16 protein-coding genes are annotated in these 19,827 nt (G+C 72.1%); 8 read left to right on the top strand and 8 right to left on the bottom strand.

What is annotated here, in order from left to right; all coding sequences use genetic code 11:
* Positions 1–25: 25 nt before the first annotated feature.
* Positions 26–1,138: a calcium-binding protein gene (locus tag ACNJ93_RS20580; protein WP_418958878.1), complete on the bottom strand. Its 1,113-nt coding sequence runs from the start codon at positions 1,136–1,138 to the stop codon at positions 26–28.
* A gap of 397 nt (positions 1,139–1,535) precedes the next feature.
* Here ACNJ93_RS20580 and ACNJ93_RS20575 point away from each other — a divergent pair, with 397 nt between their 5' ends.
* Entirely contained in the window at positions 1,536–2,165 is a 630-nt protein-coding gene (locus ACNJ93_RS20575; protein ID WP_418958877.1) for an HAD family acid phosphatase, read from the top strand.
* Positions 2,166–2,218: 53 nt separating this feature from the next.
* Here ACNJ93_RS20575 and ACNJ93_RS20570 read toward each other — a convergent pair whose 3' ends face one another.
* A complete protein-coding gene (locus tag ACNJ93_RS20570) occupies positions 2,219–3,745 on the bottom strand; it encodes a ricin-type beta-trefoil lectin domain protein (RefSeq protein ID WP_418958876.1) in 1,527 nt (508 codons plus the stop codon).
* A 106-nt stretch (positions 3,746–3,851) separates the two neighbouring features.
* Here ACNJ93_RS20570 and ACNJ93_RS20565 point away from each other — a divergent pair, with 106 nt between their 5' ends.
* The 3 genes from ACNJ93_RS20565 (at position 3,852) to ACNJ93_RS20555 (ending at position 8,379) form a co-directional block, all read left to right on the top strand.
* Positions 3,852–5,246, top strand: coding sequence for a class II fumarate hydratase (locus tag ACNJ93_RS20565; protein ID WP_418958875.1), 1,395 nt, complete (start codon positions 3,852–3,854; stop codon positions 5,244–5,246).
* A gap of 44 nt (positions 5,247–5,290) precedes the next feature.
* On the top strand, positions 5,291–5,965 hold the full coding sequence (locus tag ACNJ93_RS20560) for a DUF402 domain-containing protein (protein ID WP_418958874.1): 675 nt from the start codon (positions 5,291–5,293) through the stop codon (positions 5,963–5,965).
* A 266-nt stretch (positions 5,966–6,231) separates the two neighbouring features.
* The gene (locus ACNJ93_RS20555; protein WP_418958873.1) at positions 6,232–8,379 is read left to right on the top strand and encodes a SpoIIE family protein phosphatase; all 2,148 of its coding nucleotides are present in this window, start codon (positions 6,232–6,234) and stop codon (positions 8,377–8,379) included.
* Positions 8,380–8,483: 104 nt separating this feature from the next.
* On the opposite strand, the gene ACNJ93_RS20550 is transcribed toward ACNJ93_RS20555, so the two are convergent.
* The gene (locus tag ACNJ93_RS20550) at positions 8,484–10,670 is read right to left on the bottom strand and encodes a transglycosylase domain-containing protein (RefSeq protein WP_418958872.1); all 2,187 of its coding nucleotides are present in this window, start codon (positions 10,668–10,670) and stop codon (positions 8,484–8,486) included.
* Between the two features lie 206 nt (positions 10,671–10,876).
* Positions 10,877–11,836, bottom strand: a complete 960-nt coding sequence (locus ACNJ93_RS20545; RefSeq protein WP_418958871.1) for a LysR substrate-binding domain-containing protein — start codon at positions 11,834–11,836, stop codon at positions 10,877–10,879.
* A 151-nt stretch (positions 11,837–11,987) separates the two neighbouring features.
* On the opposite strand from ACNJ93_RS20545, the gene ACNJ93_RS20540 reads away from it, so the two are divergent.
* The gene (locus tag ACNJ93_RS20540; protein WP_418958870.1) at positions 11,988–12,542 is read left to right on the top strand and encodes a peroxiredoxin; all 555 of its coding nucleotides are present in this window, start codon (positions 11,988–11,990) and stop codon (positions 12,540–12,542) included.
* Positions 12,543–12,544: 2 nt separating this feature from the next.
* Positions 12,545–13,078, top strand: a complete 534-nt coding sequence (locus ACNJ93_RS20535; RefSeq protein ID WP_418958869.1) for an alkyl hydroperoxide reductase — start codon at positions 12,545–12,547, stop codon at positions 13,076–13,078.
* Between the two features lie 88 nt (positions 13,079–13,166).
* Here ACNJ93_RS20535 and ACNJ93_RS20530 read toward each other — a convergent pair whose 3' ends face one another.
* Together ACNJ93_RS20530 and ACNJ93_RS20525 are read right to left on the bottom strand one after the other, a co-directional pair.
* A complete protein-coding gene (locus ACNJ93_RS20530; protein WP_418958868.1) occupies positions 13,167–14,609 on the bottom strand; it encodes an AI-2E family transporter in 1,443 nt (480 codons plus the stop codon).
* A 134-nt stretch (positions 14,610–14,743) separates the two neighbouring features.
* Entirely contained in the window at positions 14,744–15,451 is a 708-nt protein-coding gene (locus tag ACNJ93_RS20525) for a transglycosylase SLT domain-containing protein (RefSeq protein WP_418958867.1), read from the bottom strand.
* Between ACNJ93_RS20525 and ACNJ93_RS20520 the strand changes: the two genes are divergently transcribed.
* Positions 15,390–15,593, top strand: coding sequence for a hypothetical protein (locus ACNJ93_RS20520; protein ID WP_418961622.1), 204 nt, complete (start codon positions 15,390–15,392; stop codon positions 15,591–15,593). The genes ACNJ93_RS20525 and ACNJ93_RS20520 overlap by 62 nt on opposite strands.
* A gap of 226 nt (positions 15,594–15,819) precedes the next feature.
* Here the strand turns inward: ACNJ93_RS20520 and ACNJ93_RS20515 are convergent, their stop codons facing one another.
* Together ACNJ93_RS20515 and ACNJ93_RS20510 are read right to left on the bottom strand one after the other, a co-directional pair.
* Positions 15,820–17,142 (bottom strand): PhoH family protein, encoded by a 1,323-nt coding sequence (locus ACNJ93_RS20515; RefSeq protein WP_418958866.1) that lies wholly within the window; start codon positions 17,140–17,142, stop codon positions 15,820–15,822.
* A gap of 296 nt (positions 17,143–17,438) precedes the next feature.
* Positions 17,439–18,200: an isoprenyl transferase gene (locus tag ACNJ93_RS20510; RefSeq protein ID WP_418958865.1), complete on the bottom strand. Its 762-nt coding sequence runs from the start codon at positions 18,198–18,200 to the stop codon at positions 17,439–17,441.
* A 110-nt stretch (positions 18,201–18,310) separates the two neighbouring features.
* Here ACNJ93_RS20510 and mgrA point away from each other — a divergent pair, with 110 nt between their 5' ends.
* A complete protein-coding gene (gene mgrA, locus ACNJ93_RS20505) occupies positions 18,311–19,348 on the top strand; it encodes an L-glyceraldehyde 3-phosphate reductase (protein WP_418958864.1) in 1,038 nt (345 codons plus the stop codon).
* Positions 19,349–19,827: the final 479 nt, after the last annotated feature.

The raw sequence follows: 19,827 nt of genomic DNA, 5'->3' as shown, positions 1-19,827 counted from the left end.
TGTGTCGTCGCGCGTCGTCCCGGTGCTACGGGACTCCGACGACCGTCTCGCAGCGGGTCGCGGAGTCGGCCGTGCCCGTCTGGCCGTCGCAGTGGTCGGTGTGCGGGCCGCCGTCGAGGCTGTCGGCGCCGGGGCCCGCGAAGATCCGGTCGTCGCCGGCGCCGCCGCGCAGGGCGTCGTTGCCTCCCGCGGTGCCGACGGTGGTGTCCGCGTCGAAGTTCACGTTGTCGCCGAAGATCACGTCCGCGCCGCCCCGGCCCTCGATGAGGTCGTGTCCCGCGGCCGTCTGCGAGGCGTCGGGGACGGAGCTCTCGCCGATGAGGATCTCGTCCGTGGCGCCGCCGCGGATGTGGTCGTTGCCCGCGCCCGTGGCCCGGCCGCCCGTGGGGCTGTTGATGTTGTGGTCGCCGAGGGCGAAGAAGCCGCCGTCGCCGCCGAGGTCGATCAGGTCGTCGCCGCCGTTGCCGTGCGCCCCGGTCACGCCCTCGCTGTCGCCGATGACGTTGTCCTCCGGGCCCGGACCGGCGAGCAGGACGTCGTCGCCGGCGCCGGTCGCCGAGCCTCCGAAGGGCGAGGCCGAGTCGCCGAGGAGGCCGTCGTTCCCGGGGCCGCCCTCGATGTGGTCGGCGCCGCCGCCGGTCGCCTCGCCGCCGCCGAAGGCGAGGCTGTCGCCGTCGAGGTGGGCGTCGTCGCCGGGGCCGCCGTAGATCCGGTCGCGGCCGCCGCCGGTGGCGTCGCCGGTCTCGGCCTTGTTGTCGCCCTGGATGTTGTCGTCGCCCGGACCGCCGTACAGGACGTCGTTCCCGCCGCCCACGGCGTCGCCGGTCGCGGCGTAGGCGTCGCCCTGCATGCTGTCGTTCCCGGCGCCGCCGTCGAGGCGGTCGTTGCCGGACCCGCCGATGACGTGGTCGGCGCCGCCGAGGGCGCAGATCAGGTCGTTGCCGCCGCGGCCGTCGACGACGTCGGCGCCGTCCGAGGCGACGATGACGTCGTTGCCGGGGGTGCCGGTGACGGTGCCGGAGCCGGTGATCGTGGCCGTCTGGCCGAGGCAGGTGGGCTGGGCCGCGGCGGCGGTCGCGGGGGCGCCCAGGAACAGCAGGGCCGCGGCCGCCAGGCCGGTGGTGAGCGGACGGGCCATCGAGGACCTCCGTGTCGGTGGGGCGGGCGCCGGGCGGCGCCCCGGTCCGGACGCTAGGGCGGCCCGCCGGGCCCGGCGACCGCGGCCCGGTCAACCGGGTGAGCACGGGGACCGCACGGGTGGCGACCTTGCTCCGTCGCGGTGGCCGGCCCACCGACTGCGGGTCCGCCCCAGCCGGGAGCCGAGGCCGCCGGCGACGGCCTCACAAGCCGCGAGCCGGGCCCGACGGTGCGCCCCAGCCGCGAGCCGGGCGACACTCCAAGGCGCCATCGCCCCCGCGGTGTCGACGGTCGATCAGAAACTCGCTACCGACCGGTAGTCCTGTCGTCGCCTACCGGTCAGTATTAGCCGCGAGCATGTCAACCACTGAGCCGGTTCGACCACTCGGGAGCCCCCCATGTCCTCCTCCGCCACCCGTGCCAGGGCCGCCGCGACCCTCGGCCTCACCGCCGTCCTCGTCGTCGGGCCCGCGCCCGCGGCCCTCGCCGCCGACCCGGACCGCCACCACACCTCCACCGCCGCGGTCCACGACATCGACTACACGACCTGGCGCAAGGACGTCGCGGCGGTGATCGCCCAGGCCCGCCCGTACATCGAGCAGCGCTCCGAGGAGGCGGGCGGCGAGAAGCAGGCGATCGTCCTCGACATCGACAACTCCTCGCTGGAGACGGACTTCCACCCGTTCTGGGAGCTGCCGACCCCGGCCATCCCCGAGGTCCGCGCGCTGGTCGAGGACGCCCACGAGCGCGGGGTGGCGATCTTCTTCGTGACCGCCCGCCCGGGCATCATCCACTCGCTCACCGACTGGAACCTCAAGCAGGTCGGCTACCCGGTCGACGGGCTGTACGTGCGGTCGCTGCCGGACCTGTTCGCCGAGGTGAGCGCGTACAAGACGGAGAAGCGCGCGGAGATCGAGGCCAAGGGCTACACGATCATCGCGAACATCGGCAACAACACCACCGACCTCGTCGGCGGCCACGCCGAACGCGCGTACAAGCTGCCGGACTACGGCGGCAAGCTGTCCTGACACGCCGGAAGGCCCGGCCACCCCCCGGTGGCCGGGCCTTCCGCGCGTACCGCCTACGCGAAGCGCTGGTTCGCCGCGCCGGTGCAGCTCTGGATCCGGACCGGCTCCCGCGCCGCCGCGTGCGTCAGGCACATGCCGGTCGCGGCCGCCGGGCGGATCGTGGCGCCGACCTTCACGAACTTCTGGTTGCCGCCGCCGTGGCAGTTCCAGATCAGCAGGGCCGTGCCCGCCGCGTACGAGGTGCTGGGCACGTCGAGGCAGCGGTCCTGGGTCAGGCCGGTGTGGACAGTCTGCCGGGCGGAGTCGTGCCACCAGGTCTGGTTGCGGCCGCCGTGGCAGTCCCAGCCGAGGACCGCGGTGCCGTTGGCGCTGGTGGAGGCGTTCACGTCCACGCAGTTGCCGGTCGCCTCGTTCCTCAGCGGCCGGTACGCGTCGTCCCAGGCGAGCGGGAACAGGGTCGGCTTCCCGGTCGAGTTGACGTCCGCGCAGCTCGCCTCGCGCAGGCCCGAGCCGTACAGCTGGGTCAGGCAGGAGGCGAAGGCGGCGTGGCCGCGGGCGTTCGGGTGGAAGGACTGGCGGACCGAGTTCTCGTCCGGGGTCCCGGGCTTGGAGAGGTCGATGTACAGACCGCGGGCCCAGGGGTCCTCCATGCAGACCTCGTGGCCGTGGAACAGCCGCGAGTTGTCCAGGTACGTCGCCCCGGTGGACTGGGCGGCCTTGCGCATGCCGCGCTCGAAGGCCGGGACGGCGGTGTTGCGGCCCCAGACGGTGTCGGAGTCGTAGCCCATGCCGCCGCAGGCGAGCTTGCCGGGGAAGTCCGGGTTGTCGCGGAAGTCCGGGCCGATGGGGCTCGGGTAGCCCATGACGACCAGCTTGTAGTCGCCGTCCGCGTAGCCGGCGTCGCGCATCACCGTGCGCAGGTCGCGCACGGTCTGCTCGACCTTGGGGACGAGGGCGTCGACGCGGGCCTGCCAGCCGGGGGCGTACTTCGGCTCGCAGGGCCCCTGGGAGAGCAGGTAGCGCTGGACGCAGTCGGTCATGACCGGGCCGAACTGCAGGTCGTCGTTGGCACCGGCGACGAGCAGCACCATCTTGACGCGGGTGTTGCGGGCCTTGATGGCGAGGTTGTCGCTCTGGACCAGCTCGTCGGCGTACTGCTTGGAGCCGCCGATCCGGATGTTGCCGGTGTACGCGCCGGAGCAGGACACGTTGAACGTGAGGTCCGCGGGGATTCCGGTGCGGTGGATGGCGGCCTCGGGCGAGCGGTGGCACCAGTTGGTGGGGCCGTTCGTCGGCGGCTCGTACGTGCCGACGCCCTCGCCGGAGATCTCGCTGTCGCCCAGCGAGATCAGGCCCGTCTTGCGCTGGTCGAGCGGCCGTTCCTCCGGGGAGCCGTAGATCTTCGTGGCCTCGGCCGCCCGGATCGCCTCCAGCTCGGCCGGGAGCGGAACGGATGCGGTGGTGCGGGGAGCGGTGGCGGCCGCGCCGGCGGGGGCGGCGGCCGTCATGGTTCCGAGGACTGCCGCGGCCGCGGCGCCGGCCGCGATCGCCCATCGGAGTCTGTACCTGGTGCGCCTCATCGCGCCTCCTGGTGAGTGGGGTTACCCACGGTTTTTACTGGCCGGTACGTGACATGGGAATAGCCGGAACAAGACAAGTGCTCATCTTTACTGGGAGGTTGAGGACATGAACGACAACGACAGGTTCCGCATCGAGCACGACTCCATGGGTGAGGTACGGGTCCCCGCCCACGCCAAGTGGCGCGCCCAGACCCAACGGGCCGTGGAGAACTTCCCCGTCTCCGGGCAGCGCCTGGAGCGCGCCCACATCGAGGCCCTGGCCCGCATCAAGGCGGCGGCGGCCAAGGTGAACGCCGAACTCGGGGTGATCGACGCGGACGTGGCCGGCGCGATCCAGGAGGCCGCCGCGGAGGTCGCCGAGGGCCGCTGGGACGAGCACTTCCCGGTCGACGTCTTCCAGACCGGCTCCGGCACCTCGTCCAACATGAACACCAACGAGGTCATCGCCACCCTCGCGAGCGAGCGGCTCGGCAAGGACGTCCACCCCAACGACCACGTCAACGCCTCGCAGTCGTCCAACGACGTGTTCCCGTCCTCCATCCACATCGCGGCCACCGCCGCCGTCACCGCCGACCTGATCCCGGCCCTCGAACACCTGGCCGCGGCCCTGGGGCGGAAATCAGCCGAATTCGCGGACGTGGTGAAGTCCGGCCGCACCCACCTCATGGACGCCACCCCGGTCACCCTCGGCCAGGAGTTCGGCGGCTACGCGGCCCAGGTCCGGTACGGGATCGAGCGGCTGCGCGCCTCCCTGCCCCGGCTCGCCGAACTCCCCCTCGGCGGCACCGCCGTCGGCACCGGCATCAACACCCCGCCCGGCTTCTCGGCCGCCGTGATCGCCGAGGTCGCCCGCACCACCGGACTGCCGCTCACCGAGGCCCGGGACCACTTCGAGGCGCAGGGCGCCCGCGACGGCCTGGTGGAGACCTCCGGCCAGCTCCGCACCATCGCCGTCGGCCTCACCAAGATCGCCAACGATCTGCGCTGGATGGCCTCGGGGCCGCGCACCGGGCTCGCCGAGATCAACCTGCCCGACCTCCAGCCCGGTTCCTCGATCATGCCCGGCAAGGTCAACCCGGTGGTCCCGGAGGCCGTCCTGATGGTCGCCGCGCAGGTCACCGGCAACGACACCACCGTGGCGGTGGCCGGCGCCGCCGGGAACTTCGAGCTCAACGTGATGCTCCCGGTCATGGCCAAGAACCTGCTGGAATCCGTACGGCTTCTGGCCAATGCCTCCCGGCTGCTCGCCGACCGCACCGTCGACGGCATCACCGCCAACGCCGAACGGGCCCGCGAGTACGCCGAGTCCTCGCCGTCCGTCGTCACCCCGCTCAACAAGTACATCGGCTACGAGGAGGCCGCGAAGGTCGCCAAGCGGTCGCTGGCGGAACGGAAGACCATCCGCGAGGTCGTCCTCGCGTCCGGCTACGTCGAACGCGGCGACCTGACGGTCGAGCAGTTGGACGAGGCGCTGGACGTGCTGCGCATGACGCATCCGTGACCTTCGCCGCAGCGGCCGGAGCGCGCCCCACCTAAGATCTGCGCATGACAGCATCGGCAGCTTCGCAGGACACCGTGCACTGGGCGCCGGGGGACCGCATCCTCTGGCGCTACCGCGGCATCGGCTCCGGTGACGTGCACATCTGCCGGCCCGTGACCGTCGTGCAGGACACCGACGAGCTGCTCGCCGTCTGGATGGCGCCCGGCACCGAATGCGTCAAGCCGGTACTCCTGGACGGCACCCCGATCCACCAGGAACCGCTCGCCACCCGCTACACCGCACCGCGCACCACCACCCGCGCCCCCTGGCAGGGCGCGGGGGTGCTGAAGCTGGCCCGGCCCGCCGACCCCTGGTCGGTCTGGCTGTTCTGGGATCAGGGGTGGCGGTTCCGCAGCTGGTACGTGAACCTGGAGCAGCCGCGGACCCGGTGGTCCGGCGGCGTCGACTCCGAGGACCACTTCCTGGACATCTCCGTGTACCCGGACCGCAGCTGGCTCTGGCGCGACGAGGACGAGTTCGCGCAGGCGCAGAGCTGCGGGCTGATGGGCGCGGCGCAGGCCGCCCGGGTGCGGGAGGCCGGCGCGGCCGCCGTGGAGCTGATCGACGCGTGGGGACCGCCGTTCTCGGACGGCTGGGAGCACTGGCGGCCGGATCCCGCCTGGACGGTCCCCGAACTGCCGGCCGACTGGGACAGAACCCCGGCGCACACGGCACCGTGAGACCCTTGATGCGCCCCCCGGGTTCAAACGTAGGATCGTCCTCCGCAAGCCCGTGACGCAGCAACCAGCGAATACCGCACAGGACCTGACCGTAAGTCATTCATGAGGGGGAGAGCCGTGCCGGACGTGTGCCCGGGTGGGCGTGCCCCCGCCGATGCCGTGCCCGCATCGTGCTCCCGTCAGGGGTTTAGCCCCGGTGACGGCGCGGCATCGGCTGACAGAGCGATGGCATCGCACCACCGGCCCGGACGGACGGAATCCCACGCGTGACGGAGCATCCCACCTCCCACGAAGGCCGCCAGCCCCTGGCTGCCCGCCCCCAGGAACCCACCCGGCCGCGCCCCGACGCCGCGGCGGGCGGGGACGGCGCGGCGCCCGACGCCGTGCCCTCGCCGCGCGCCTCCGATCCGGCCCGCCCGGCCGACGCCGTACGCCCCGCCGACGCCGTACGCCCCGCCGACGCCGTACGCCCGGCCGACGCCGCCCGCGCCAAGCCGTCCCGCCGCCGCAAGCCCGCCCGCAAGCCCGGCTCCGCCGCGGCCCTGCCGGCGCAGGCCGCCGCGCAGGACCGGAAGGACGCCGGCCGCCGCCGCGGCACCGGGCCGGCCGCCCGGGCCACGGTGCCGGCCCAGCCCGCCGACGACCACGCCCGTACGGACGCGGGCGGCGCGGCCGGCGGCGACGGGCCCGCCCGGCCCGGCGGCAACGGACCCGCGGGGGAGCCCGCCCGGCGCGAGGGCGACCGGCTGCGGTTCGTCGGCGCCGCCACCCGCCGGGTCGCCCGCGGCCTGGACCTGGACGAGATCGTGCTCGGTCTGTGCCGGGCCACCGTGCCGACCTTCTCCGACGCGATCCTGGTCTACCTGCGCGACCCGCTGCCGGTCGGCGACGAACGCCCGGTCGCGCCGTTCGTGCTGCGGCTGCGCCGCACCGACCGGCTCCGTTTAACCGACGTCGACGGCGAGGACCCGATGCTGGTCCCCGACCCGGACCCCACGCCGGCCGCCGAGCTGTGCGAGGTCCTGACCGGCGGCGCGCTCGCGGAGGTGCTGCGCGGCGTCCGCCCGGTGTTCGGCGACTCCGCCGCCGTCCGGGAGGCCCTGGCCGAACTGCTCGGCCCCGAGCACCCGCTGCCCTCCGGCCACCGCGCGGTCCTCGCCCCGCTGCGGGGCCGCCGCCGGGTGATCGGCGCGGCGGTGTTCCTGCGCCGGGCCGAGCGGCCCGCGTTCGAGCCGAACGACCTGCTGGTCGCCGCCCAGCTGGCCACGCACACCGCGCTCGGCATCGACAAGGCCGTGCTGTACGGCCGCGAGGCGTACATCGCGGACGAGCTGCAGCGCACGATGCTGCCGGACTCGCTGCCACAGCCGACCGGCGTCCGGCTCGCCTCGCGCTACCTGCCCGCGGCCGAGACCGCGCGGGTCGGCGGCGACTGGTACGACGCGATCCCGCTGCCCGGCAGCCGGGTCGCCCTCGTCGTCGGCGACGTCATGGGCCACTCCATGACCTCCGCCGCGATCATGGGCCAGCTGCGCACCACCGCCCAGACCCTCGCCGGGCTCGACCTGCCGCCGCAGGAGGTACTGCACCACCTCGACGAGCAGGCCCAGCGGCTCGGCCAGGACCGCATGGCGACCTGCATGTACGCCGTGTACGACCCGGTCTCGCACCGCATCACCATCGCCAACGCGGGCCACCCGCCGCCGATACTGCTCCACCTCGGCGGCCGCGCCGAGGTGCTCCGCGTCCCGCCGGGCGCGCCGATCGGCGTGGGCGGCGTGGACTTCGAGGCGGTGGAGCTGGACGCCCCCGCCGGGGCGACGCTGCTGCTCTACACCGACGGCCTCGTGGAGTCCCGGCTGCGCGACGTGTGGACCGGCATCGAGCAGCTGCGCGAACGGCTCGCCGCGACCGCGCAGCTGACCGGCCCGGACCACTCGCCGCCGCTGGAGGCGCTCTGCGACGACGTGCTCGACATGCTCGGGCCGGGCGACCGGGACGACGACATCGCGCTGCTCGCGGCCCGCTTCGACGGGATCGCGCCGAGCGACGTGGCGTACTGGTTCCTGGAGCCGGAGGACGCGGCCCCGGGCCGGGCCCGCCGGCTGGCCCGCCGGGCGCTGGCCCGGTGGGACCTGGAGGAGCTGACGGACTCGGTCGAGCTGCTGGTCAGCGAGGTCGTCACCAACGCGGTCCGGTACGCGGAGCGGCCGGTGACGCTGCGGCTGCTGCGTACGGACGTGCTGCGCTGCGAGGTGGGCGACGACTCGCCGCAGCTGCCGCGGCAGCGCCGGGCGCGGGAGACGGACGAGGGCGGCCGTGGGCTGTTCCTGGTGAACCGGCTGGCCCGGCGCTGGGGCGCGACCCGGCTGTCGGGCGGCAAGGTCGTCTGGTTCGAGCTGCCGACGCGCTGACCGTCCCGGCGCGGCGGCCGCGCGCCGCACGGACGAAGGGCCGCGGCCCGGAACCCCCTCAGGGGCTCCGGGCCGCGGCCCTTCGCATGTCGTCGCCGGTCCCGTCACTGGAGCGCGTCGGAGACCACGCCCTCGTCCGGGGGCGGCGGGGTCGCCGGCGAGGTCGGACGGGTCGGACGGGTCCAGGTCGGCGTGGGATCCGGGTCCTGGGTCTGCGTCCGGGTGGGCGTCGGCTCCTGCGGCGTCCCGGTCTCGGCCGGCGCCGTCGGCTCGTCGGTCTCCGTCCGCGTCGGCGTCGGGTCCGGGCTCTCGGAGGTCTCGCTGCGGCTCGGCACCGGCTCGACGATCTGGCTCTCGTCGATCTCCAGGTCGAAGCGCTCGTCGGAGCCGCCGCCCAGGGCCTTCGTGGTGTACGCGCCCCAGATCTGCGCGGGCGTCCGGCCGCCGTTGGCGCGGCCCGGGTTGATGGTGTCGGTGAGCGTGACCTGACCGGTGCCGTCCGGCTTCTCGCCGAACAGCCCGACCGCGGTGACCAGTTCGGGGGTGTAGCCGACGAACCAGGCGGAGCGGTTGTTCTCCGAGGTGCCGGTCTTGCCGGCGGCGTCGTAGTTCCCCGCGGCGCGGAAGCCGGAGCCGGACTCCACCACGCCCATCATGGCCTTGGTGACCGTGTCGGCGGTCTCGCGGCTGACGACCTGGCTGCCGATCGACCGCACCGGCTCGGCCTTGCGGTCCTTGTGCGCGGCCGTCTTGACGATGGTCGGGGTGACCTTCTTGCCGTGGTTGTCGAGCGTGGCGTAGACGCCGGCCATGTCCCACGTGGAGGCGCCCATGGTGCCGAGCGACATCGCGGGCGTCTCGCCGAAGTCCTTGCCGTCCTTCATGCCGAGGTCGAGCGCGGTCTTCTTCACGTTGCCCACGCCGACGTCCACGATCATCTGGGCGTAGACGGAGTTGATGGACTTGTTGGTGGCCGTCTGCACGGTCACCATGCCGTGGCTGCGGTCGTCCTCGTTCTCCGGGGCGAACGGCTCGTCGCTGCCCTCGACGGGGCGCTTGCTGGTGCCGTCGTAGACGGTGCCCAGGCCGATCTTGCGGCCGTCCTGGGTCTCGGCGTCGTTCTCCAGGGCGGAGGCGAGCACCAGCGGCTTGAAGGTCGAGGCGGGCTGGTAGTCGCGGCGGGTGGCGTTGGACATCCAGTGCTCGGTCGCGCCGACGCCGCCGTACAGGGCGACGACCGCGCCGGTCTTCGGGTCGACGGAGGTCGCGCCGGCCTGGACGACGGCCTGCTCGTCGTCCTTGCGGTCGATCTTGTCCTCGAGCTGCTGCTCGACGGCCTTGACCAGCGCCTTCTGCTTCTTCTCGTCGATGTTGAGGGTGATCGTCCAGCCGCCGGCCTTCAGGTCGGTCTCGTTGACGCCCTGGCGGACCAGTTCGGCGTTGGCGGCCTCGACGATGTAGCCGGTCTGGCCCTCCATGCCGGGGGCGGCCTTCGGGGCCTTGGGGACCGGGAAGGTCAGGCCGGAGCGCTCGGCGGCGGGCAGCCAGCCCTCCTCGACCATGTTGTCGAGGGTGTAGTTCCAGCGCTCCTGGACCAGGCGGCGGCCCTTGTCGCCGGCGGCGTGCCAGTCGTACTGGCTCGGGGCCTGGAGCACGGAGGCGAGGTAGGCGCCCTGGGCGACGGTCAGCTTCGAGGCGTCGACCCGGTAGTACGCCTGGGCGGCGGCCTGGATGCCGTAGGCGTTGCGGCCGTAGTAGCTGGTGTTGATGTACCCGGCGAGGATCTCGTCCTTGCGCATGCGCTGGTCGACCTTGAGCGCGATGACGAGTTCCTTGAGCTTGCGGGTCGCGGTCTGGCTCTGGTCCAGGTAGTAGTTCTTGACGTACTGCTGGGTGATCGTCGAACCGCCCTGCTTGCCCTTGCCGGTCAGGGTGTTCCAGGCGGCGCGGGCGGTGCCCTTGATGTCGACGCCGTTGTCCTTGTAGAAGGTCTTGTTCTCGGCGGCGACGAAGGCGTTCTGGACCTTCTTCGGGATCTGGTCGAGGCCGACGATCTCGCGGTTCACCTTGCCGGTGCGGGCGAGGACCTTGCCGTTGCTGTACTTGTACACGTTGCTCTGCATCGTCGCCTCGGCGTTGGCGTTCGCCGGGACGGGGACGATGAGGTAGGCCGCGTACAGGGCGCCCATGCCCAGCAGGCAGGCCACGAGAAACGTGCCAAGCAGCTTGCGCCAGGTGAACAGGCGGCGTATGCCGCCGCCCCGTGACGCTCGCGTGTCGCCTCGGGCCATCGCTTCGTCGCTCCGCTCGTCGTGGTGGTGTGGGTCTGCTACCGAATCAGCTGAAGAAGCTAACACCGCCGCCTATGACAAAGCGCGATCGATCCGGTCTTTTCCGGACGTGAGAATCAGCACCCACTTCACTGGAACCGACGCTCAGAAGCCCCGAAGGGTTGCGTCCGGGGCGGTTTCCGTCACCCGTAGGGGGCCCCTCCGGCTCATGACCGAGCAGCCCGGGCGGCCTCGTCCGCCCCCGTCGCCACCCGGACCGGGAGGCGGCGCATCGCGTCGCGGAGGGCGTGCGCCAGTTCCTCGAACTCGGACTGGCGGGCCGCTCCCGCGCGCATCGCCAGGGCGATCCGGCGGGACGGCGCCGGGGCCGCGAAGTCGCCGGTGCGCAGCGACGCGTTCCGGGCCGTCTCCACCTTCACCGCCGTACGCGGCAGCAGCGTCACGCCGAGGCCGCCGGCGACCAGCTGGACCAGCGTGGACAGGCCCGCCGCGGTCGTGGTGACCGGCGTGCCCTCGGTACGGCCGGCCTCCCGGCAGATGTCCAGGGCCTGGTCGCGCAGGCAGTGCCCCTCGTCGAGCAGCAGCAGGTCCAGCTCCCTCAGGACCTCGCGCGGCAGGTCCGAGCGCCCGACGAGCGGATGCTCCCGGGGCGCGACCAGCACGAAGTCCTCGTCGAACAGCGGCAGCTCGACGACCCCGGGCACGCCGAGCGGCACCGCGAGCAGCAGCAGGTCGAGCCGGCCGGCGGCCAGCCCCTCCAGCAGGGACGAGGTCTGCTCCTCGTGGACCTGGAGGTCCAGCTCCGGGTAGCGGGTGTGGACCAGCCGCAGCACGGTCGGCAGCAGGTACGGGGCGACCGTCGGGATCACCCCGAGCCGCAGGACCCCGGTGAAGGGCGCCTGGGCCGCCTCGGCCTCCTCCATCAGCTCGCCCACCGCGTCGAGCACCGCCCCGGCCCGCACCGCGAGCCGCTCCCCGGCGGGCGACAGCAGCACCTTGCGGGTCGTACGTTCGAGGAGCTGGACACCGAGTGCCTCTTCGAGAGCCGAAACCGCGCCCGAAAGGGCGGGCTGGCTCATGCCGAGCGCCGCGGCCGCGTCGCGGAAGTGCAGGTGCTCCGCGACCGCCGCGAAGGCCCTGAGCTGGGAGAGACTGGGCTGCTTCACGCGCCGTGCCGGAACCACTGATAACCACCTTCGATCAACACGACGCAGTCTAGCTATTTCACTGATCAATGCACCCCGTGCCAGGATGTGAGACGTCCAACCCCTCACGGAAGCCCCCAAAAGGGATGCTTCCCGCCTGCAAGGAGAGCGCGTGCTCACTGTCGGTGACAAGTTCCCCACCTACGACCTGACCGCCTGCGTGTCGCTGGAGAGCGGCAAGGAGTTCGCGCAGATCGACCACAAGACCTACGAGGGCAAGTGGCGCGTGGTGTTCTTCTGGCCGAAGGACTTCACCTTCGTCTGCCCGACCGAGATCGCCGCCTTCGGCAAGCTGAACGACGAGTTCGCCGACCGCGACGCCCAGATCCTCGGCGTCTCCGGCGACTCCGAGTTCGTCCACCACGCCTGGCGCAAGGACCACGCCGACCTGCGTGACCTGCCCTTCCCGATGCTGGCCGACTCCAAGCACGAGCTGATGCGCGACTGCGGCGTCCAGGGCGAGGACGGCTTCGCGCAGCGCGCCGTGTTCGTCGTGGACCCGAACAACGAGATCCAGTTCACCATGGTGACCGCCGGCTCCGTCGGCCGTAACCCCAAGGAGGTCCTGCGGGTCCTGGACGCCCTGCAGACCGACGAGCTGTGCCCCTGCAACTGGACCAAGGGCGAGGACACCCTCGACGCCGCCAAGCTGCTGGCCGGTGAGTGAGCATGGCCCTCGATGAGCTGAAGTCGGCCATACCGGACTACGCCAAGGACCTGAAGCTGAACCTCGGTTCGGTCATCGGCAACAGCGAGCTGCCCCAGCAGCAGCTCTGGGGCACGGTCCTGGCCTGCGCGATCGCCTCGCGCTCGGCGAAGGTCCTCGCGGAGCTGGAGCCGGAGGCCAAGGCCAACCTCAAGCCCGAGGCGTACCAGGCCGCGAAGTCCGCCGCCGCGATCATGGCGATGAACAACGTCTTCTACCGGACCCGGCACCTGCTGTCGGACCCGGAGTACGGGACGCTGCGCGCCGGTCTGCGGATGAACGTCATCGGCAACCCGGGCGTCGAGAAGATCGACTTCGAGCTCTGGTCGCTGGCCGTCTCCGCGATCAACGGCTGCGGCCAGTGCCTGGACTCGCACGAGCAGGTGCTCCGCAAGGCCGGTGTGGACCGCGAGACGATCCAGGAGGCGTTCAAGATCGCCTCGGTGATCCAGGCGGTCGGCACGGTGCTGGACGCGGAAGCGGTCATCGCCGAGTAACGGCTCACAGGCGCCGAAGGGCCCCGGGGACACGTCGTCCCCGGGGCCCTTCGCCCGTTCTCGACGGTTCGTGGCGGGTGGTGGCGGGTCACTCCTCCCGGCGGGGGTCGCCCTCCCGGGGAGGCGCGGCGCCCGGCGCAGGCGTGGGGGCGATCTCGTACGCCGTCGCGCCGTGCGGTTCCGGCAGGGTGCGCAGGGCCTGCTCCTGGCTGTACGCGCGGAGGTAGCCGACGACCGTGTTGGTGACCGCGACCAGCGGGACCGCGACCACCGCGCCGCCGATGCCGGCGATCAGACCGCCGGACGCGACCGCGAGGACGACCGCCAGCGGGTGGACCCGCACCGCCCGGCCGAGGATGAACGGCTGCAGCACATGGCCCTCGATCTGCTGCACCGCGAGCACCACGACCAGCACCATCAGCGCGGTGAACACCCCGTTGGTGACGAGCGCGACGACCACCGCCAGCGCGCCCGAGACCACCGCACCGACGAGCGGGATGAACGAGAACAGGAAGATGAACACGCCCAGCGGCACGGCCAGCGGCACCCCGAGGAAGTAGATGCCGACGCCGATGAACACCGCGTCGATCAGCGCGACCAGGACCGTGCCGCGCACGTACGCGGTGAGGGTCCGCCAGGCCCGCGGGCCGGCGCCCGCGACACCGGGCCGGGCCTGCGCCGGCACCAGCTTCAGCATCCACTGCCACACCTTCTTGCCGTCGTACAGCAGGAAGAGCGTGCAGAACATCGCGAGCAGTATCCCGGTCACCGCCTCGGCGACCACGGTCACGCCCTGCAGTCCGGCGCTGGTGAGCTGCTCGGTGTTCGCGCCGATGTAGTCGCTCAGGCTCTGCGCGATGTCGTTGATCTGCTGCTCGGTCACGTGGAACGGGCTGTCGAGCAGCCAGCGCTTGAGTTCGTCGATGCCGTCGCGGACCCGGTCGGACACGTTGTCGATGTTGTCCATGACCTGCCAGACCACGAACCAGCCGACCAGCCCCATCAGCACGAAACCGGAGACGGCGGTGATCGCGGTGGCCAGGCCGCGCGGCATCCCCATCCGGCGCAGCCGGGTCACGGTGGGCTGGAGCAGGGCGGTGATGAGCAGCGCGGCGACGAACGCGAGCACCACCAGCTGGACCGCGCTGACCACCCGCATCAGCACCCACAGGGTGCCGGCGAGGACGAGGAGCCGCCAGCCGGCCTCGGCGGCGACCCGCATCCCCCACGGGATCGCGGCGGCGGGATCGGGCCGGGCGGCGACGGCCGGCGCGTACGAGGGAGGCGGGGGGACCGCGCCCGGCGCGGCCCCGGCGGCGCGCGCCCCGGCCGCACCGGCGGCCGCGCCCTTCGCTCCGGCGGCCGGTTCGGGGGCCGCGCCCGCGCCCTCGCCGGCGTCGCGGCCGGAGTCCGGGTACGGGGCGTCGAGCCCGTCGTCCCGCTCCGCCGCCGCCCTGCGGGCGTCCAGGCGTTCGCCCATGCGCTGCAGCGCGCCGCCCAGTCCGTGGAGCCAGCCCGGCAGTCTCGACATTCCTCTTCCCTCTTCCCCCGCCACTCCCCTCGGGAGTCCGCTCGATACCGGACCCCGAACCTACACGCAGCCGGCCCCCCACCGAAGGACGGTGAGGGGCTGGGCGAGGTCGTGCTGAGGCTTCGGCCGGGGGCCTAGTACCAGTTGTTGGCCTGCCAGAAGGACCAGGCGCCGCAGGGGCTGCCGTAGCGTCCGTCCATGTAGCTGAGGCCCCACTTGATCTGGGTGGCGGGGTTGGTCCGCCAGTCCGCGCCGGCCGAGACCATCTTCGAGCCCGGCAGCGCCTGCATGAGGCCGTACGCGCCCGAGGACGGGTTGGTGGCGCGGTAGTTCCAGCCGGACTCGTGGTCGACGATGTTGCTGAAGCACTGGAACTGGTCCGCCGGAACCATCTGGCGGGCCATCGCCTTGACCTCGGAGATGGAGTACGAGCTCTGCGCCGCGAAGTCGGACGCGTCGCGCACGGAGGCGCGGTTGGCGCGCAGCTCGGCTTCCTTGCGGTCGGCCTCCGCCTTGTCGGCCGCCTTCTTCTTCGCCTCCGCGTCCTTCGCGGCCTGGAGGCGGGCGGCCTCCTCGGCCTGCTTGCGCGCAGTCGAGTCGGCCGCGGCGGCCTGGGCGTCGGCCTGCTGCGAGAGCGACGACACCTGTACCTGGGCCTGCTCGCCGACCGGGATGTCCGCGAGCAGCGTGGTGTCGGCCGCGGTGGCCTCGAAGTTCTCGTCGACAGCCTGGGTGTTGCCCGAGGCGACGCCGACGACGGCGCCGACAGTGGTGACCGCAGTGGCCGAAGCCACCGCGAATCCCCGGACCGAGATCCGGCTCACACGGTTTCCTTCCAGCATCGCCCGCACCGGTGACCACGCGGGCGAAATCGTGCCCCTGGCGCTGGTCTTCATCCTGATGGTCACAAAAGACACGGGCCCGTGGTGCTGTGGGCGGCATACGACGGCGTATCTGGAGTTGTGTGGTGCGGTGCGTCCCTGAGGATGCACGTGTGCCGTATGCGGGGCCTGACGGAAGCAAGACTCTGCCCGAAGCCGATGCCGCAAGGCAATTCCCGGTTACGTGGGAAAGCTCACACCCCCTGCGTCACAGGAGTTTTGACGAAACGCCCGCGACGCACGACGCCGCCCGGCTAAGCTCCTTCGCTTCGCCGGGCGGCGTCAACTCCCTTTCAGGGCATATGGGGCGGCATTTCGGACGTCACGCCTCAGACGTGCCCGTCCTCCAGCATCTCGGTCACCAGCGCGGCGATCTGCGAGCGCTCGGACCGGTTGAGCGTGACGTGCGCGAAGAGCGGATGACCCTTCAGCTTCTCGACCACGGCGACGACTCCGTCGTACCGGCCGACCCGCAGGTTGTCCCGCTGCGCCACGTCGTGCGTGAGGACGACCCGGGAATTCGCCCCGATCCGGGACAACACGGTCAGCAGTACGTTCCGCTCCAGCGACTGCGCCTCGTCGACGATCACGAACGCGTCGTGCAGCGAACGGCCGCGGATGTGCGTGAGCGGCAGGACCTCCAGCATCCCCCGGCCCAGCACCTCCTCGATGACCTCACGGCTCGTCACCGCCGACAGCGTGTCGAACACGGCCTGCGCCCACGGGCTCATCTTCTCGGCCTCGGTGCCCGGCAGATAGCCCAGCTCCTGCCCGCCCACCGCGAACAGCGGCCGGAAGACCATCACCTTCTGGTGCTGGCGCCGTTCGAGCACCGCCTCCAGACCCGCGCACAGCGCCAGCGCCGACTTGCCGGTGCCGGCCCGCCCGCCCATCGACACGATCCCGACGTCCGGGTCGAGCAGCAGGTCCAGCGCGATCCGCTGCTCCGCGCTGCGGCCCCGGATGCCGAACGCGTCCCGGTCCCCGCGCACCAGCCGGACGTTCCCCTCGGCCGTGACCCGGCCGAGCGCCTTGCCGCGCTCCGACTGGAGCACGAGGCCCGTGTGGACGGGCAGTTCCGCCGCCTCCGGGACGTAGAGGGACTCCTGGTCGTAGAGCAGGTCCACCTGGTCCGCGGAGAGCGCCAGTTCGGACATTCCGGTCCAGCCGGAGTCCGTGATGGCGAGCTCCGCCCGGTACTCCTCGGCCAGCAGGCCCACCGACGACGCCTTGATGCGCAGCGGAAGGTCCTTGGAGACGACCGTGACGTCGTAGCCCTCGGCCTGGAGGTTGCGGGCCACCGCCAGGATCCGCGAGTCGTTGTCCCCCAGCCGGTAGCCGGCCGGGAGCACGCCGGGGTCGGAATGGTTCAGCTCGACCCGCAGTGTCCCGCCGAGGTCCCCGATGGGCAGCGGGGCGTCGAGGCGTCCGTACCGGACCCGGAGATCGTCCAGCAGGCGCAGCGCCTGCCGGGCGAAGTAGCCGAGCTCGGGGTGGTGCCGCTTGGCCTCCAGTTCGGTGACCACGACGATCGGGAGCACGACCTCGTGCTCGTCGAACCGGGCCAACGCCTTGGGGTCGGCCAGCAGGACGCTGGTGTCGAGAACGTAGGTGCGCCGGTCGGGCATGCGGCGCTTTGCACTGGTCACCACGGAAGGACAGACCCCCCTTTATAGGGACGCATGATCGCGGGTGGTTGGGGCCGGGCTCTGGCCACGATGCGTGGGCCGAGCACCGGCCCTCCGCGTCGTCCGTGCACGTCGGGCACGGTCGTCGTCCTGGTGCAAAGGGCCTCCCGGGTGAGCGGTCTCCGTGTCGCTCACTCAAGAAGTGGTATTCCCTCGAACTACCTCCGCCATGCCATGGCATATGACGGCGCGCCGGTGAACGAGAGTTGACCAGTGGTGTCCGAGTGACGGACGCCCGGGGTGGCCGGACGCCCGGGGCCTCAGGTGCCGTAACGGCGGTGGCGGGCCGCGTAGTCGCGCAGCGCCCGCAGGAAGTCGACCTTCCGGAAGGCCGGCCAGTGCACTTCGCAGAAGTAGTACTCGGAATGGGCGCTCTGCCACAGCATGAAGCCGGACAGCCGCTGTTCGCCGCTGGTGCGGATCACCAGGTCCGGGTCGGGCTGGCCGCGGGTGTAGAGGTGCTCCGCGATGTGGTCGATGTCGAGGACCTCGGCCAGCTCCTCGAAGCTGGTGCCCTTCTCCGCGTGCTCCAGGAGCAGCGAGCGGACCGCGTCCGCGATCTCCTGGCGACCGCCGTAGCCCACGGCGACGTTGACGAGTATCCCCGTGTTGCCGAGGGTGGCCTCCTCGGCCTCCTTCAGCACCGCCTGCGTCCGGGCGGGCAGCAGGTCCAGAGTGCCCACGTGGTGCACCCGCCAGCGGCCGTCCGCCGCGAGGGCGCGCACCGCGTTCTCGATGATCCCGAGCAGCGGGACGAGCTGCTCCTCGGGCCGGTTCAGGTTGTCGGTGGACAGCATCCAGAGGGTGACGACCTCGACGTCCGTCTCGGCGCACCAGCCGAGCAGCTCCTGGATCTTGTCCGCGCCGGCCTTGTGGCCCTGCTCGGGGGTCCCTCCGGAGGCCTTCGCCCAGCGCCGGTTGCCGTCGAGGATGACGCCGATGTGCTTGGGCACCTGGGCGTGATCGAGTCGGCCTTCCACCCGGCGCGCATAGAGCCTGTACACCAGGTCGCGCAGGTTCACTTTCCTTACCCCTCCATGGCTGCGGCGGCCCCCGAAGCCGCCACATTACTGCGGACGGGTAACGGGCTCCCAGCCCGGTGCTGTCACAAGTCCGTGATAAGGAGGGATACGTGACTGATTCCCCCTTCTACCGCGCAGCCGCGGACCGCTACGACCACATGGAGTACCGCCGCAGCGGGCGCAGCGGCCTGAAGCTGCCCGCCGTCTCGCTGGGCCTGTGGCACAACTTCGGCGACGACCGCACGCTCGACTCGCAGCGCGCGATCCTGCGCCGCGCCTTCGACCTCGGCGTCACCCACTTCGACCTGGCGAACAACTACGGGCCGCCGCCCGGCTCGGCCGAGCTGAACTTCGGCAAGATCTTCGCCCAGGACTTCGCGCCCTACCGGGACGAGCTGATCGTCTCGACGAAGGCCGGTTACCTGATGCACCCGGGCCCGTACGGCGAGTGGGGCTCCCGGAAGTACCTGATGTCCTCGCTCGACGCCTCGCTGAAGCGGATGGGCCTCGACCACGTCGACATCTTCTACTCGCACCGGTTCGACCCGCACACCCCGCTGGAGGAGACCATGGGGGCGCTCGCCTCCGCGGTCCAGCAGGGCAAGGCGCTGTACGTCGGCGTCTCCTCGTACAACAGCGAGCAGACCGCCGAGGCGGCGCGGATCCTGACCGAGATGGGCGTCCGGCCGCTGATCCACCAGCCCTCGTACTCCATGATCAACCGCTGGACGGAGGAGGACGGGCTGCTGGACACCCTGGAGGCGGCGGGCATGGGCTGCATCGCCTTCGTGCCGCTGGCCCAGGGCCTGCTCACCGACAAGTACCTGAAGGGCATCCCCGAGGGCTCCCGGGCCACCCAGGGCAAGTCCCTGGACCCGAACCTGCTCTCCGAGGAGGTGCTGCGCCGGCTGCGGGGCCTCGCGGAGATCGCGCAGCGGCGCGGCCAGTCGCTGGCGCAGCTGGCGCTGTCGTGGGTGCTGCGGGACGAGCGGATGACCTCGGCGCTGATCGGCGCGTCGAGCGTGGCGCAGCTGGAGGAGAACGTGGCGGCGCTGTCGGCGGCCCCGCTGACGGAGGAGGAGCTGAAGGAGATCGACTCCTTCGCCGTCGACACCGCGGGCACGAACATCTGGGCCGGACGGGGCTGAGCGAGGGCCCGGCCTCGGCTGAAGGCCGCACCGGGCGGGGCTGAGCGAGGAGCCCGCCGGGGCGGGACGCGAGGGGCCCGGCCGGTGTGGGCGACGGGCCCGACCGCGGCTGGGCCCGTCGGGCCCGGGCGGGGGTGGGGAAAGAAAACGGGCCGGTCCGTGGGGGGGATACGGACCGGCCCGAGGGGGGGTTTCCACCATAACCCTTCATTACTCGTGCTGCGTGCCACGCGACGCCGACGGATCGCGGCGGAACCGCCCGAGGCCAGGCGGGACACGGGTCGTGGCCCCCGATGGCGGGTTTACGCCCGGGCGTGGCGGCGGGTTCCGTCCCCCCCAAGGGTGACCCCCGAGAACGTCTCCGGGGTTGACGCCCGGGGCGGGGCGCTGCGCCGGACAGGGGCTGGGCGTGGACCGCGCGGGGGACGGTGCGGGCGGGGTGCCCGGACGGTTCGCTGACGGGTCGTCATGTTCTTCCT

This window comes from Streptomyces tritici, from assembly GCF_048500665.1.
GTDB lineage: Bacteria > Actinomycetota > Actinomycetes > Streptomycetales > Streptomycetaceae > Streptomyces > Streptomyces tritici.
This window is presented reverse-complemented; position numbering and strand designations above follow the sequence as displayed.